The organism is Paenisporosarcina sp. P4_B8, assembly GCF_056402175.1.
Genome location: NZ_JBFUHX010000009.1, coordinates 114,098 through 130,781 on the forward strand (window position 1 = coordinate 114,098; position 16,684 = coordinate 130,781).

The 16,684-nt window shown below is 40.9% G+C and carries 13 protein-coding genes and 1 other annotated feature; of the genes, 1 reads left to right on the forward strand and 12 read right to left on the reverse strand.

Annotation, left to right across the window (positions count from 1 at the left end; genetic code table 11):
- Nucleotides 1-113: 113 nt before the first annotated feature.
- From AC1DSK_RS10465 to AC1DSK_RS10480, 4 genes are all read right to left on the reverse strand, one after another.
- Complete coding sequence (locus AC1DSK_RS10465; RefSeq protein WP_477546991.1) at nucleotides 114-1,820, reverse strand: sensor domain-containing diguanylate cyclase; 1,707 nt, start codon at nucleotides 1,818-1,820, stop codon at nucleotides 114-116.
- Between the two features lie 82 nt (nucleotides 1,821-1,902).
- A complete protein-coding gene (locus AC1DSK_RS10470; RefSeq protein WP_477546992.1) occupies nucleotides 1,903-3,153 on the reverse strand; it encodes a bifunctional folylpolyglutamate synthase/dihydrofolate synthase in 1,251 nt (416 codons plus the stop codon).
- A gap of 65 nt (nucleotides 3,154-3,218) precedes the next feature.
- Nucleotides 3,219-4,523: a bifunctional folylpolyglutamate synthase/dihydrofolate synthase gene (locus AC1DSK_RS10475; protein WP_477546993.1), complete on the reverse strand. Its 1,305-nt coding sequence runs from the start codon at nucleotides 4,521-4,523 to the stop codon at nucleotides 3,219-3,221.
- Between the two features lie 410 nt (nucleotides 4,524-4,933).
- Nucleotides 4,934-7,579, reverse strand: a complete 2,646-nt coding sequence (locus AC1DSK_RS10480; protein WP_477546994.1) for a valine--tRNA ligase — start codon at nucleotides 7,577-7,579, stop codon at nucleotides 4,934-4,936.
- A 46-nt stretch (nucleotides 7,580-7,625) separates the two neighbouring features.
- Nucleotides 7,626-7,851, reverse strand: a binding site (T-box leader).
- 93 nt (nucleotides 7,852-7,944) lie between these two features.
- Here AC1DSK_RS10480 and AC1DSK_RS10485 point away from each other — a divergent pair.
- Entirely contained in the window at nucleotides 7,945-8,136 is a 192-nt protein-coding gene (locus tag AC1DSK_RS10485; RefSeq protein WP_477546995.1) for a hypothetical protein, read from the forward strand.
- Here AC1DSK_RS10485 and AC1DSK_RS10490 read toward each other — a convergent pair.
- The 8 genes from AC1DSK_RS10490 to hemA form a co-directional block, all read right to left on the reverse strand.
- Nucleotides 8,129-8,680 (reverse strand): hypothetical protein, encoded by a 552-nt coding sequence (locus AC1DSK_RS10490; RefSeq protein ID WP_477546996.1) that lies wholly within the window; start codon nucleotides 8,678-8,680, stop codon nucleotides 8,129-8,131. The two genes, AC1DSK_RS10485 and AC1DSK_RS10490, sit on opposite strands and share 8 nt — an antisense overlap.
- Nucleotides 8,681-8,870: 190 nt before the next feature.
- The gene (locus tag AC1DSK_RS10495) at nucleotides 8,871-9,947 is read right to left on the reverse strand and encodes an AbrB family transcriptional regulator (protein ID WP_477546997.1); all 1,077 of its coding nucleotides are present in this window, start codon (nucleotides 9,945-9,947) and stop codon (nucleotides 8,871-8,873) included.
- A gap of 43 nt (nucleotides 9,948-9,990) precedes the next feature.
- Nucleotides 9,991-11,280, reverse strand: coding sequence for a glutamate-1-semialdehyde 2,1-aminomutase (gene hemL, locus AC1DSK_RS10500; protein WP_477546998.1), 1,290 nt, complete (start codon nucleotides 11,278-11,280; stop codon nucleotides 9,991-9,993).
- Complete coding sequence (gene hemB / locus AC1DSK_RS10505) at nucleotides 11,280-12,260, reverse strand: porphobilinogen synthase (RefSeq protein ID WP_477546999.1); 981 nt, start codon at nucleotides 12,258-12,260, stop codon at nucleotides 11,280-11,282. The genes hemL and hemB overlap by 1 nt, the downstream gene beginning before the upstream one ends.
- Complete coding sequence (locus AC1DSK_RS10510) at nucleotides 12,257-13,021, reverse strand: uroporphyrinogen-III synthase (protein WP_477547000.1); 765 nt, start codon at nucleotides 13,019-13,021, stop codon at nucleotides 12,257-12,259. Before AC1DSK_RS10510 ends, hemB begins: the two co-directional genes overlap by 4 nt.
- Nucleotides 13,014-13,943: a hydroxymethylbilane synthase gene (gene hemC, locus AC1DSK_RS10515; protein ID WP_477547001.1), complete on the reverse strand. Its 930-nt coding sequence runs from the start codon at nucleotides 13,941-13,943 to the stop codon at nucleotides 13,014-13,016. Before hemC ends, AC1DSK_RS10510 begins: the two co-directional genes overlap by 8 nt.
- 33 nt (nucleotides 13,944-13,976) lie before the next feature.
- Nucleotides 13,977-14,807, reverse strand: a complete 831-nt coding sequence (locus AC1DSK_RS10520; protein WP_477547002.1) for a cytochrome C assembly family protein — start codon at nucleotides 14,805-14,807, stop codon at nucleotides 13,977-13,979.
- An 88-nt stretch (nucleotides 14,808-14,895) separates the two neighbouring features.
- Complete coding sequence (gene hemA, locus AC1DSK_RS10525; protein WP_477532215.1) at nucleotides 14,896-16,260, reverse strand: glutamyl-tRNA reductase; 1,365 nt, start codon at nucleotides 16,258-16,260, stop codon at nucleotides 14,896-14,898.
- Nucleotides 16,261-16,684 lie beyond the last annotated feature (424 nt).

Consider the following 16,684-nt stretch of genomic DNA (forward strand, 5'->3'; position numbering starts at 1 on the left):
TGTTGTTTATACGTATTATGTATTGTTTTAGTAGAATTGTCATTATTTTTATACTATATTTACTCTCTTATTCTATCCTAGGAAAAAAGAGCTGATTAGATCAGCTCTCTTCATTATTTCACATATTCTGCAACACGATTACGTCCTTCTCGTTTCGCCCCAATATATAGCGCTCTATCCGCATTACGAATCAATGCCATGGCATCGTCACAGTCTTCTGGTGCAGTTGAGACACCGATACTTGTTGTGATGTGGACGAAGGACAGCACGGGTTGATCTTCCAGGTCAGTCCGAATTTCAAAACGCGTGGTTTCGATTTTCTCACGTAATTCTTCTGCTAGTGCTAGTGATTGTTGTTTGGAGTAGTTTGGTAAGATGATAACAAATTCTTCTCCGCCATACCTAGCAATGATGCCGGCGTCCGCAAGTTCATTTTCCAACAATCTTGCCAGTCCAAAGAGTATATCGTTTCCACTCTGATGTCCATATGTATCATTGATGGCTTTGAAGTGGTCGATGTCCATCATCAATAATGATAATTGACGAAGCTCTCCATTTAGCAATTGGCTCATATTGGTTTCAAGTTGCTGATCTAAATACCGATAATTGTATAATTTCGTTAGGCCGCATCGTTCACTTTTAGATACTGCATCTTGTACGTATCGAGCTTTTTCAAGAGATACTGCAAAATAGGAACATAGCAAGCTGATAATCTGAAGTTGATAGGTTTCAAATGCATATTTTTTCCTTGAAGCTATGACCAGAATTCCTTCCATTTTTTGATTCCGACTAATTGGGACAGAAATGATGCTCTCTGTATCCGTTGGAAGAAAATCCGATCCTGACTTACGCCATTCTTTTTGTTTGTTGAAAAGAATCGACTTGTCTTTTTTATAGACAATTCCAGCTATACTTTTTAGTAATTCTTCGTGAGTTTGCAAAATTTCTACATTGATATCTTTTTCCTTCGACTTTAAGAAGCACATATTACCTTGGTCAATATCAATGATATAGGCATAATCAACTGGTAACATTTTGCTGATTCGTGATAAAAATAAATCGATAATTGCATCATTGCTGAGTCGATCTGCCAGCTCATGTCCTATTTCAGTCGCTTGGTTTAAGTCTTCGTTAACGCGTTCGGAATTATTGTATAAGCGGACTAGGAAGGTAATGATTAAGAATGGGATACCTAATAGTAAGAATGCTACAGGTCCAACATATTCATTTAGCAAATAAAGAGTAAAGCCGAATGGGAATGTCACGACTAAACCTGCATAATCCCAAAGTGAATCTCTTCCAAAGAAGCCGGTGTGTTCTTGCTTTGTTAAAACCAGATATAAGTGCAAAATTACATGATTAGAAAAAGTATTAATGATTTGATAGAGAAAACCGAATAAAAGAATATGTTTTAACTCGATCGAACCAATATCATAGCCCATTAAAATGACAGAAACGCCACTAATCACCGATACCATGAAAAACATAAATGAGTTAAATAGTGCTCGATAGAAATCGCTGAACCCGATTTTGAGTTGTATGGCCAGTGGAATAATTGCCAATTGCATGACCAACATTTCAACAAACACTCCATATTTCAAAAATATGGCAAGGTTGATCCATTGAACTAAGAAAACGGTTGTTCCAGCTACTTTAAACGGAAAGTATGTCGTTATTATTGCCAGACCTGCATATCCCAATAAAATTGGCCAATTAATTTCAGTAGGCTCTGCGAACTGGTAAATCGAATAAATGCCAAATGGTACAACCAGAACCCATATGGCCCAAATCAATCGTTGTGTTCGTTTAGAAATGTCCATATGCGCCCCTTTCAAAATGGTTCAATTTATCTAGTACTAAATACATCCTATCAAAATTAGAAAGTTTTGTCATCTTTAATATTCAAATAATTTTAAACACTTGAATAGCCTCCAAACGCAAGCTAGACAAGAGATAGAGCGAACCCGATACTATAGTCACTTGTTTTCCTGAAATTGTAATTCGTAATGATTCGAGTGGGTCTTTTGTCATTGTCACGTTAGTCGATTCGCTCATTTTCGACAAACTGATTGCGGACATTGCGCGCTCATCTTCGAAATCCACAAAAGTAAATTTTGATGAAATTTCTTCATAAACGCGCAATATTTTTTTGGCATCTTTCCCTTTTATCATACCTAAATAAAAATGAATGGGTGTATCTGGAAAGTATTCTTTCACAGTTTCAACGAGAGCACGAGCACTTGCCGGATTATGCGCTCCATCGAAATATAAATGATCTGTAATTTTTTCAAATCGTACTGGAATAAATGTTTTACTCAATCCATTTCGAAGGGTTTCTTCTTCAACTTCAACTTGGAGCGAATTGGCTATATGGAGTACAGCTCGAATCGCAATCGCTGCATTATTTAATTGATGGGAACCTTTGAGTGGAACAATCATATTCGTGAATTCATGACCTTCATTGTCTTGGTACAATCCATTCAATAAAGTGAAATCTTTATTTATTTTCCAAAGTGGAGAATTACCTTCATTTGTTTCTTCTATAAGTACTTGTTCAGCAGGCTCTTCCATTGGACCAATGACAACTGGACGACCAGGTTTAATGATTCCCGCTTTATGAGACGCCACTTCTTCAATTGAGTTTCCTAAAAATTGTTCATGCTCCAATGCAATGCTCGGAATGACTGAAATGAGTGGAGTAATGACATTCGTGCTATCAAACCTGCCCCCCATCCCCGTTTCCAACAGTACAACATCAGGTTGAAATTGTTCGAATGCCAGAAATGCAAGAACTGTTAATAATTCAAAATCCGTCAGCATTCCGCTGAGTCCCGCTTCTTTTGCACGACTGAAAGCCTCACTCAAGTCAATTGGTGAAATATACTCCCCATTTAGCTGAATTTGATCATGCACATCCATGAAGCAAGGCGAATAAAAACATCCCGTCTTTACGCCGTGTGACTGAAGCATACTATTCATCATGCTGATGGTCGAACCTTTGCCGTTCGTCCCTGCAACATGGACGAATTTGAGTTTCAAGTGAGGGTTTCCTACTTTTTCTAATGCATTACGGATTGCATCCAGCCCTGGTTCTATTGTGTTTTTGCTTTCCATTTGAAAACGTTCTTTGTATTCATTAAACTTCGGAATCATAATTACATCTCCTTTCTATAAACGAGAAAAGAACCCCACCTTCATAATAAAGGCAGGGTCACATATTAAAGTACTTTTGTTTGTGCTTTTTGTTTTAAATAAGGACGAGCAAGCGACATGAAGTATAGCGAGCCGGTTACTAGAACAACATTTGACTCGTCTACTTTTACTATAGTCTGCTCGAGTGCCTCTTGCCAGCTTAGAATCAATTGTTTTTCTGGATGCTTAGTCGCTTCAAAAATATCATTTCCAGCTGCCGCATTTTTCACATGAATTTCTGTGACAGTAATGCTTGCTGAAATTTCATCCAGCATATGAAGCACGGATGCAATGTCTTTATCTTGAAGCGCTGTAAAGACGACGTGAATATTTTTTGTCGCGTAGCGTTGTTGAATGGTTTGAATAAGCACTTCCATACCTGCCGGATTATGTGCACCGTCTATGATGACGTTAGGTAAAATTTCTTCAAAACGCGCTGCCCAACTAGAGGTAATCAGACCATGACGGATACTCTCTTCAGAAATGGTAAAACCGTGATGTTTGTTTAATAACAGCGCAGCTGTAATGGCAAGCGACGCATTTTCAACTTGGTGATGCCCCATCATTTTCAGGGATAGATCATCCATTTTTTCACCGTTTAATCGATAAGAAAAACTTTGTTTATTTATTTCCTGAGTTACATTTCCAATAAGAAAATCTTTATATAATTGGTAAATCGGCGCTTGTTCCAATTCGGCCTTCTGTTCGATAACCGCAACAGCCTGTTTGTCTTTGACTGCACTAATCACCGGAACGAGTGGTTTGATGATTCCCGCTTTTTCTTTAGCGATGGCTTCAAGGGTGTCGCCTAAGATATGCGTATGATCAAGCGAAATGGACGTTAAAATTGATAGCAGTGGTGTCAGTACGTTAGTTGAATCGAACTTCCCGCCAATCCCTGTTTCAATTAAGGCAATATCCACTTTCATGTCGTTATAGTACATAAATGCAATGACCGTCAAAATTTCGAAGAAGTTCGAGCCTTCTCCAACTTGACCTTTTTGCAGAAGTGGATAGATATCGTTCATATATTGGATAAATTGTTCGTCTGTAATCATTACATCATTCATCATGATGCGTTCGTTTACTTTTTCAAGGTGAGGAGATATGAAGCTTCCGACTTGGAGGCCTTCAGCAATTAATATTTCTTTAAGAGCATTCAAAGTTGAACCTTTGCCGTTTGACCCTGCAATGTGAACAGAACGGAATCCTTTATGTGGATTCCCGAGGACCGCCAGGATGGAAGTGATACGACTTAATCGACCATTTCGCTCCGTTTTCTGATCCATGGAATATATGTATTCAACTACTTTATCAACTGATGTAAACACATTTGGTCACTCCTCAAACTCAATACTCCCAGAACATCTGAGAATTCACTCTATTCTATCATGTTCAATTACTGAAAAGATATGAAATTATTTCTAGTTACTAATGAAATTTTTATGCTGAGATATCTTTAAGTAACCCCCTTGAATGTAGCGTGGTTACACGACAACGGCGTTTTCCAACTAAAGGTTCAAATTTTCCGATTAAATGCGATATATTTCCAACTAAAGTTCCATATTTTCCAACTAAACTCTAAATCGCTTAAGAAGTCGGCCTTTAATAACCTTTCGAGAATGAAATCTAGATATCTTCCCTCGAATCCTAGATTTCATCCATCGAAATGCAGATAAACTATTCTTCACACCATAAAAAACACCCCAAAAGCCTAAGCTTTTGAGGCATCATCACTAACTTATAAATTCTTCAATTCAGCCAAGCGTTTTTCAACGGTTGCATGTTTTTCGATGTAATCCTGTTGTTTTGCGCGTTCTTCTGCAACAACTGCTTCAGGTGCTTTCGAAACGAAACGTTCATTTGAAAGTTTGCCTGTTACAAGCTTAACTTCTTTCGCCCATTTCTCCAGCTCTTTCTCCAATCGTGTAGTTTCAGCTGCTACGTCGATTAAGCCTTCAAGTGGTAAGAATAGTTCTGCACCTGAAACGACACTTGACATTGATTGACCTGGTGCTTCAATCCCTTGACCTAAAACCAATGGTTCTGGGTTACAGAATTTCTCCAAGTACATCGCATTTGCTTCGAGTACTGCTAATGTTTCTGAATCTTTAGCAGAGATGTATAACGGCACTTTTTTGCTCATTGGCGTTTGTACTTCTGCACGGATCGCACGTACTGAACGGATGATATCCGAAAGTAATTTCATGCTTGATGCTTTTGTGCTGTCCGTCAATGATTCATTAACAGTCGGCCATGCAGCAATCGTAATTGATTCGCCTTCATGCGGTAGGCTCTGCCAGATTTCTTCCGTGATGAATGGCATGAATGGATGTAGTAAACGCATCGTGTTGTCTAAAACGTATGCCAACACTGAACGAGTCATTTTCTTCGCATCTTCATCTTCACCGTATAACGGCAACTTCGCCATTTCGATGTACCAGTCACAGAAGTCATCCCAGATGAAGTTATAAAGGGCACGCCCTACTTCACCAAACTCATATTTCTCTGCCAGTTTTGTTACTTGGTCAATTGTTTCATTCAAGCGAGTCAAGATCCATGCGTCCGCAACAGATTTTTCTCCGCTTAAATCAATATCTTCAAACTTCATGCCTTCCATGTTCATCATGGCAAAACGTGAAGCGTTCCAGATCTTATTCGCGAAGTTCCAAACCGATTCCACTTTCTCGATTGAGAAACGTAAATCTTGCCCTGGTGATGAACCAGTTGATAAGAAGTAACGAAGTGCATCCGCACCGTATTTATCAATTACGTCCATCGGGTCTACTCCGTTGCCTAATGACTTAGACATTTTACGTCCATCTTCAGCACGTACAAGTCCGTGAATCAATACATCGTCAAATGGACGTTGGTCCGTGAACTCAATTCCTTGGAAAATCATACGTGATACCCAGAAGAATATAATGTCATATCCTGTTACTAATACATCAGTCGGGTAGTAACGTTTGAATTCTTCGTTTGTTTCGTCCGGCCAGCCCATTGTTGAAAACGGCCATAGTGCAGATGAGAACCATGTATCCAAAACGTCTTCATCTTGTTTCCAGTTTTCGATGTCTGCAGGTGCTTCATGACCTACGTAAATTTCGCCCGTTTCATTGTGGTACCAAGCTGGAATGCGGTGGCCCCACCATAATTGACGAGAAATACACCAGTCGCGGATGTTCTCCATCCAGCGCATATAGGTGTTTTCAAAGCGTTCCGGTACGAACTGTACTTTGTCTTCGCCTCGCTGCAATTTAATTGCTTCGTCTGCGAGTGGCTGCATGTTTACGAACCACTGTGTTGAAAGATACGGCTCAACTACTGCGCCGCTACGCTCTGAGTGCCCAACTGAATGCATATGCTCTTCGATTTTGAACAATACTCCCGCTTCTTGAAGATCCGCAACAATTTGCTTGCGGCATTCGAAGCGATCCATCCCTGCATATTTATCCGCATTGTCATTCATCGTTCCGTCTTCTTTCATAACCAATACGCGCTCTAAGTCGTGACGGTTACCGATTTCAAAGTCATTCGGGTCATGTGCAGGTGTAATTTTAACAGCACCGCTTCCAAATTCCATATCCACATAATCATCTGCAACGATCTTGATTTCGCGTCCTATGATCGGCAATGTAACGGTTTTACCAATTAAGTGCATGTAGCGTTCGTCTTTCGGGTGAACTGCTACTGCAGTATCCCCCAGCATCGTTTCCGGTCGAGTTGTCGCAACTTCAATATGACCCGTGCCATCTGTTAGCGGGTATCGCATATGATAGAAAGCACCCTGTACGTCTTGATGGATTACTTCGATATCAGATAACGCTGTTTTCGTTGCTGGATCCCAGTTGATGATACGTTCGCCGCGATAAATAAGCCCTTTGTTGTAAAGCTTAACGAATACTTCTTTAACAGCATTTGATAAGCCATCATCGAGTGTAAAACGTTCACGTGAGTAATCAAGACCTAATCCAATTTTTGACCACTGCGTACGAATATGACCTGCATATTCTTCTTTCCATTTCCAAGTCTCTTTAACAAATTCATCACGTCCTAAATCGTAACGTGACTTACCTTCAGAACGAAGTTTTTCTTCTACTTTTGCCTGTGTCGCAATACCTGCATGGTCCATTCCTGGCAACCATAGTGCATCATATCCTTGCATGCGTTTCATGCGGATTAAAATATCTTGAAGTGTTGTGTCCCAAGCATGGCCCAAGTGTAATTTACCTGTTACGTTTGGCGGTGGGATTACAATGGTGTATGGTTCTTTGCCGCTTTCAGGCTGTGCTTCAAAATACTTTCCTTTCAGCCACCATTCGTAGCGCCCTTGTTCAATGGACTTCGGATCATACTTCGTTGAAAGTTCTGGTTTTTGTTCAGTCATAATCGATTCCTCCTTTTTTTGAAAACAAAAAAACTCCTGTCGTCACAAAAAGGACGAAGGAGTTGTTCGCGGTACCACCTTTATTCGCAGATGACAAAAAAATCATCACGCTCTCAAGTTTATATAACGGCTTTTAACCGGTTTCTGCTACTACAGGTTCACAGAAACTGCTCATGGGCGACATTCAAATGTGTGTTAACGGAAACTCTCACCAAACGTTCCCTCTCTTGTGAAAACAGCACCACTTTACTCTTCCCAATCAATGCATTGTTATTTAGTTTTGTAACATATTGTATTTCCAAGATGAGATTATTGTATAGGACTGCACGACAACTCGTCAAGTATTTTTGAAAGGAGGAATCTCAATGCGAAGAGGATATAATCCTTATCTGCTTCCACCGTGGCTTCGAAGAACCCGCTTCTACTGCAAAGACATCATTTTGCCGATCACAGTTTTCGAACTTATCCGTACCATTTTCATCCCGACGACCTTCGATTTCTTGCTGCTGTGCTTGTTAATTTTCATCTTATTTTTATTTCAAAAAGATATTATTTAACTTCATAGACGGAGTAGCCGTCTTTTAAATCACTCAGGAAGAATGGCAATGCTATATTTTCTTTGACCACCGGATTTTCCTCGGAAGTGGAATTGACAGGCTCAGTGAATACTTCTACGGAAGAGGATTCCCGTGGTTCAGGAAGTTCATACGAGCAAGTAACGCTCCATTCCACTTTCAATGTTTTTTCATCGGTGACAGATGCATTTACGTCCGACAGATGGATTTCAGGCTCTACTTTGCCATGAACATAATTTGGAGGTAATTCCACGAATAAAGGCACCGCATATTCAAAGTAGCCGTTTTCCCCATTCATGTCCAAGTCCTCGATTGAAACCCATTCAGACGTTCCGTGGTGCTCACATTCACCTGGTTGGAAAGCTACATGTGCTGCAATATGGTAAATTCCATATAAACTGCTTACTCCTTTAACTTGCTGAAACTCTACTTGTGGCTTGACCTCAATTAGTGAAGCATTTGTTGGCACCCCAAAACTTTCCGGGAAATAAAAAACTTCTTGAAGCTTCCAATTAACTTGATTCACTTCTTGTCCTCCTTCACAAAGCTATGTGAAAGATTTTATGCGAGGGAACGAGCCTTTATGCTTTCGTGAAGAACTTCTTATTGTTCCTAAAGTTTCTCGGACGTAGTTCATTATTTTTTAAGACGTCACCAGCTCTATTTCAGATGACAACGCCGAAAAGTCAGTCTAAGCAACCGCTCACTATCAAACATCAGGCTTTCGACCATTTTTTCAATGCATACGTCATCACAGGTCCTGCAATCAGCAGGATAAAGAAAATCCGGAATAAATGAAAACTGGTGACGGTCGACAAATCTGCACCCGTTTCCAATGCTGTAATGGACATTTCGGCAATTCCTCCAGGCGCTGCGCTAATAAAGAAATCTAGAAACGTGTTAACTGGATGAATGTTTGTCAGTACGTATGCAACGAATCCACAAAATGCAATAAGCGCCAAGTTTGTCAGCACAATCGCTGCGAACAATCGTATCGACAATTGATCTCTTACTTTTTCGAGCTGTAAGCCTAAATGAGCACCCACAAATATTTGAGACAGAATTAATACGATGGAAGGCACTTCGATAACTGGATGGTCTGTCACGAACTGCACAATGGCCATTGATAAAATAGGGGCCATCATTTCAGGCAAAGGAAAATGTATTTTTTTCATTGCGATAAAAAAGGAAGTACCAAGCAAGACAGCTATGACGAAATGAGTAACATTAAATGTTGGCAACTCAGTCAGTGTCGCTTCATTGAAATGACTGCCTTTTGGAATCCAGGCAGTCAAAAAAGGGACAACCGTCACGACCACAAAGATCCGAAACGTCTGCATCAATGTCACGATGGTGGAATTCGCCGATTTCACTTCTTCACTCAGCAACACCATTTGGGATAGCCCACCTGGCAAAGAACCTAACACGCTGGTTGCAAGGGTTTCCCCAGACATTTTCATGAAAAGCAGGCTTAATAATAGTGCTACACCTGAGACTGACAACGTCATCAATACCATCAGGGGAAAATCAAACCACATAAGTTCAATGGATGTTTTCGTAAAAGACGAGCCGATTTGAATACCAAGGAAAATCAAACCAATCTGTCGATATATTCGTGGCCACTCAAATTGCAATTTAGTATATTGCCTTAAAAGCAGTAATGAAACCATCGGTCCTAGCAACCATGGCAAAAAGATGCCGATTCGGTCAAATATGAAACCAGCCGCTGCTGCAATTATAAAAGTACGTATGATTATCCAAGACTGTTGCAACAAGACCACACCTTTCTTCATTGAAAAAAGCCCTGATACTCGAATGAGTACCAGGACATGTGTATTAAGCCAGTTGTTTAAATACTTTATGGAATGCTTCCACAGTTTTCGCAATGTCTTCAGACGTATGAGCGGCAGATAGGAACATTCCTTCAAATTGTGAAGGTGGCAAGAAAATGCCTTCCTCAGCCATCAAGCGGTAATATTTTGCAAACAGTTTAAGATCAGACGTTTTCGCCACGTCGTAGTTCGTTACTGTTTCATTCGTAAAGAAGAATCCAATCATGGATCCCGCACGATTCACTGTGTGTGGGATGTGGTATTTCGATGCCGCTTCACAGAAGCCAGCTTCCAACTGATCCGCAAGTCTGTTGAAATGCTCATACGTTTCAGGAGTTAAGCGAGACAGGGTTTCAAGACCTGCCGTCATCGCTAATGGATTACCTGAAAGTGTGCCTGCTTGATAAATCGGGCCACTTGGCGCGATTCGGGACATAATTTCAAGTTTCCCGCCGTACGCACCGACTGGAAGTCCTCCGCCGATTACTTTACCAAGACACGTCAAATCCGGTGTTACGTTAAAGTGACCTTGGGCACAGTTATAACCGACACGGAAGCCCGTCATTACTTCGTCAAAGATAAGAACTGTTCCGTTATCTGTTGATAGTTCACGAAGACCTTCGAGGAAGCCAGGTTGAGGTCCGACTACGCCCATATTCCCTGCCACTGGTTCTACGATAATTGCTGCTAAGTCATCTCCGTGCTGTTTAAATGCTGCACGTACACTCTCCAAATCATTGTAAGCTACTGTAATCGTGTTTTTAGCTACTGATTCCGGCACACCTGGGCTATCCGGTAAACCAAGTGTCGCAACACCTGAGCCTGCTTTAATCAATAAGCTATCGCCATGTCCATGGTAACAACCTTCGAATTTCAGGATTTTATTACGTCCAGTGTAACCACGTGCTGCACGAAGTGCGCTCATCGTTGCTTCTGTTCCGGAAGATACCATACGTACCATTTCAATCGATGGCACACGTTCCATGACCAATTTTGCCAAGTCATTTTCAACGACTGTAGGTGCACCGAAACTTGTACCCGTTTCAGCTACTTTTTGAATAGCTGCCACGACGTCAGGATGAGAGTGACCTAAAATAAGCGGTCCCCATGAAAGTACATAGTCGATATAGTCATTTCCATCGATGTCTGTAATTGTTGCACCTTTTCCGCTTGCCATGAAAATCGGATCCATATCAACCGATTTGAATGCACGTACCGGACTATTGACACCACCTGGCATCAATTTCACGGCTTCGCTGAATGCTTGTTTTGATTTATCGTAAGAACGTTCCATTATTTCGCCCCCAACCAACGAGCCACATCTTTCGCGTGGTACGTCATGATTAAATCCGCGCCTGCGCGCTTCATGCTTGTAAGTGTTTCAATGACAATTCTTTCTTCGTCTATCCATCCGTTTTGTGCTGCCGCTTTCACCATGGCATATTCCCCGCTCACATTGTAAGCCACGACCGGTAAGTCGAAGTTATTTTTCACGTCACGCACGATATCCAAGTAAGATAGTGCTGGTTTAACAATCAGGAAATCTGCGCCTTCTTCGACGTCAGATGTTGCTTCGCGCATCGCTTCATTGCGATTTGCAAAATCCATTTGATACGACTTGCGGTCACCAAATTGAGGTGTACTGTTTGCCGCGTCACGGAATGGACCGTAATACGCGGATGCATATTTCACTGCATACGACATAATAGGAAGATGTGAAAAGCCTGCTTCATCCAAACCGTAACGAATAGCCGCTACGAATCCATCCATCATGTTTGACGGAGCAATAATGTCAGCACCCGCTTTCGCTTGTGCAATGGCAGTGCGAGCCAATAAATCAAGAGTTGGATCGTTTAGGACTTGTCCGTTTTCAATAATTCCGCAGTGACCATGGTCCGTATATTCACATAAGCACGTATCAGCAATGACAACCAAATGTGGGTGACGTTCTTTTACAAAGCGAATCGCTTCTTGAATGATGCCATGATCATGGTAAGCTTGTGTGCCTTCTGCATCTTTCTCAAGAGGTATGCCGAATAAAATAACCGATGGGATACCAAGTGATACAACTTCGTCCACTTCCTCACCTAAGCGATCCAAAGAAAATTGGTATACGCCTGGCATTGAAGCGATCGGGTTTTTAATATTTTCGCCTTCAGCAACGAAAATCGGGTAAATCAAATCATCTGTATGTAATTTAGTTTCGCGTACCATTGCACGCAAAGTTTCGCTGTGACGCAAGCGTCGGTGTCTATTAAATTGAAGTTCTTTCATTTGTATGAGTCATCCTTCCATTTAGCAATTTCTTGAATGAGTGCAAGCCATGTGTAAGTTGTTGGCTGTATATGAACTGCAACACCTTGTTTTTTCAATTCAGTTGCAGTCACATGACCAATTGCAGCAATCGTCATTTCGTTCCAACCGATTTTGGGCGCAATTTCACGTGTGAATACTTCCACTGATGAGGGACTTGCAAATGCCACAAAAACATCTGGATGTTGAGTGAGATAGTCACCTAGACTTTTAGCGTTACCCTCATCCGGCAGAGTTTCATATACGGTCCATTCGTCCACGGATTGTGATAGGCCTTCTTTTATCGTAGCTTTAGCAAGTGATCCACGTAAAAACAAACAAGTATCTGAGTAACCGGCTACCAACGGGAATTGTTGAACGAATGCATCCGCACTGAACGTAGTCGGCGTAAACGTCACATGAAATCCTATGCGTTCTAAAGCAGTTGCAGTTTTACTTCCAACTGCTGCAATCTTACAAGGCAAGCAATCCACGAGAATCTTGTGTCGCAGCACCTTTTGTTCGAATGCACCTACTGCATTTTGGCTTGTAAAAATCAACCAGTCATAAGTGTGGAGACTATTAATAAATTGTTCGTCTTGAAACGTTACTTCCTGAGTTCGGATGAGCGGGAAAGAAATGAATTCGCCACCCAGCCTTGTCACTTCAAGAAATGCTTCGTCTGACTTTGGTTGACCTGTAAAGACAATCGTTTGTCCTTGCAAATCACCTTTTTTAGACATTTAAATCGGCTCTTACTTGTTGAATCAAATCGTAAGCACCTTGCTCGCTTAATGTCACTGCCACTTCTTTTCCTGCAGTTTCTGGTACAACATTCTTAGAAGTTTGTTTGAAAACTTTTTCAGCATCAGGTGAAGCAACCAATCCTGTAAAATGAACATCTCCGTTTTCCACAGTTGCAAAACCAGCAATCGGTACTTGGCAACCGCCATCCATTGCATGTAAAAACGCACGCTCTGCATGAACGGCTTTCCAAGTTTCTTCATGTGTCAGTTTGCCAAGCTCTCCTAATAATTCCGCGTCGTCTCCACGGCATTCGATTGCTAAAGCACCTTGACCCACAGCAGGAAGACAATCTTCAGTTGATAAATATTCCGTCACCACATCATCGCTCCACCCAAGTCGCTTGAGTCCAGCTGCAGCTAAAATAATCGCATCGTACTCTTCTGTTTCAAGTTTCGCGAGACGAGTATCTACATTTCCGCGAATCCATTTGATTTCAAGGTCTGGACGCAATAACAGAAGTTGAGCTGAACGGCGTAAACTGCTCGTTCCAACAACTGCTCCTACCGGTAAGTCCATAAATTTCACATGCCCAGTTGAAATAAAAGCATCACGTGCATCTTCACGCGGAGGAATACAACCGATGACAAGTCCTTCCGGCAATTCCGAAGGCATGTCTTTCATGCTGTGAACAGCAAAATCGATTTCTTTGTCGTACAAGGCTTGTTCAATTTCTTTGACAAACAATCCTTTGCCCCCAACTTTTGAAAGTTGAACGTCCAGGATTTGATCACCTTTTGTAACGATTTCTTTTACTTCAAACTCAAATGGTGCTCCCGCTTGTTTCATTTGATCGATAAACCAATTTGTTTGTGTCAATGCCAATTTACTTCTTCTCGAACCTACAATAATTTTTCTCATTATAACAACCCCACTTAACCGATTAATTAGATTTTAGTACCAAAAATGAAAGTCGGATAATCGACTTCCCAAGAAAAAATTCACCAACACGAGCAGGAAGGCATAAGCATGACCCCATGCATAATTTGTTCCGTGAAGTGTCCCTTTTTTTCTTCGATAAAATAAATAGCCGTATACAAATAATAAAATAAATGAACCTATGATTTTCACATCAAAGAGCGAAAATTCATTGAGTGTAACGTATCCCCATTGCAGCCCAAGAATCAGACTGACGAGCAGGAATGGAATGCCAACGACGATTGACACGGTCATCCCCTTCTCCGTTTGATCAAGAGAAGGCAGTTTCCCGAATTGTTTCGTCCATTTCTTTTTCTTTAATAAGCGATACAAAATATGATACAACGCCGAAAAGACAAAAGATAACGAGAATCCTACATACGACAGGATCGCAAAAGTCACATGGATGAATAACAACTCTGATAACAGTGTTTCCCCAACAGGTGAGCGTTCAATCTGAACAGGTGAAAATGTATGAATTGTCATAAAAATAAAACCGATGACATTCAGGAAAAACACGGGAACCATCATACGGTATATAAGGTGAAGTACAATGGATAACGAGATTAATAACCAGGCATAAAAATAAATGCCTTCAAACAAAGTCAATATCGGAAACCTTTTCGTCTCAACAATATATAGGACTAAAAAAACCGTTTGCAATAGCCACACAATGCTGAGTAGCCAAAACGCAATGCGGTGAGCTTTTGAATCTTTATCTAAATAATCAATGAAGTAAAATACAAGACTGATTGCGTAGAGGACAACCATACCTTCATGCAGCCTTGTCATGGTCAAATCCGCCACTACCTTACCCCTTTTCGCTTAAGAAATAAAAAAGCGTTTTCGCATGTATAGTTTACCATACAGATACGAAAACGCCTCCTAACATGAATTAATATGAATACCCTGGATTAACTGCTATCTTTTTTTCTTCAACAACTTCTAGCTGTTGTTTAACAGCCATCATTTGACGTTGTTTTTCTTGCTGAACCTCTTCTACAATACCAAATATCTGCTGGAATAATTGCAGTTGTTCATGTGAATTTGATGAAACTGCAAGTTCTTTCGCCTGCAGGATTGGATCTTTTAACAATTGATTGATAATTGATTTAGTATGTTTGCTTAATATCTTGCGTTCTCGATCCGTCAGTTCAGGCATTTTGTTTTCAATGCTGACCATAGTCTCTGCTTGTATTTGCATCGCTTTTTGACGAAGTGCCGAGATGATAGGAACGACTCCCAATGTACCGAGCCAATTGTTGAACTGGACAAGTTCCTGTTCAATCATCAACATGATGTCATTAGCAGCAAGTTGTCGTTCCGCTAAGTTCGCTTCCACAATGCCTTGCAAATCATCTATATCATATAGGAACACATTTGGAAGCTCACCAATGCGCGGATCCAAATCACGTGGTACTGCGATATCCACCATGAATAATGGCTTTCCTTTACGAATGCGCTCCACAAATTGCATCAATTCCAAGTCAATAACGTATTCAGTTGAACCTGTTGAACTAATTAATATGTCAGCTTCAAGCAATGCACATTGAAGTTCTTGCATCGATTTCGCCTGACCATCAAATTTCTCTGCAAGTAATTGAGCTTTCTCGAAGGTGCGGTTGATGACTGTGATTTTCTCTGCTCCACTTCCGTGAAGGTTCTTAATCGCCAGTTCACCCATTTTCCCTGCCCCTAAAATGACAACATGCTTTTGCTTCAATGAACCGAAAATTTTCTTTCCTAGTTCAACGGCAGCATAAGAAACAGAAACCGCGTTCTCACCGATTGCTGTTTCAGCATGTGCACGCTTCGCAAGAGTAATCGCTTGTTTGAACAATTGGTTGAATACTGTTCCAGTTGTCCCCCGTTCTTGGGCATCCAAGAAACTTTTGCGTACTTGTCCAAGAATTTGTGTTTCTCCAAGCACCATTGAATCGATCGAAGCAGTTACTCGGAATAGATGCTCCATCGCCCCATCATTTTCATAAATGAATAGGTACGACGAAAACGATTCAATCGGTAACTTGAACCATGTCGCAAGGAATTGCTTTATATAATAACGTCCGGTATGTAACTGATCGACAATCGCATAGATTTCGGTACGGTTACATGTAGAGACAATCACGTTTTCCAATATGCTTTTCTGCTCTTGCAGTGCTTGCATCGCCTGCGGTAAATCGGACTCAACGAAGGACAATCGTTCGCGAATCTCTACCGGCGCTGTACGATAATTAACACCCACTACGATGGTATGCATGGCTTCATGACACCTTTCACGTTCTATTTCACGCCTTTTATTATAGCATAACGTTTTTAAAAACAAGGTTTTAAATGTGAACAAGCTATGAAATCAAGGCTGATTGGTAAGCTACTTTATAATAATTATAATGTAAGTGTATCAAAACGTCTGAACGCATACAATCGTTTTGCTTGTAGGCGGAATTGTCTGTGAATGGTTGAGCAAATCGGAATGGTTGTTGCTCCAGGTTGACAATATCGAGTGCCAGGTTGACAGTTTGCGGTTCCAAGTAGACAGAAACAACTTCCAGGTAGACAGTTTACCATTCCAGGTTGCACAAAATCCCCACAACCTTTATATTACCTCTGACAAAAACTTCAATCCTCCAGATTCACAAATCATTAAAAAAACTCCCTAAAAAGCATAAGGCTTCTTAGAGAGT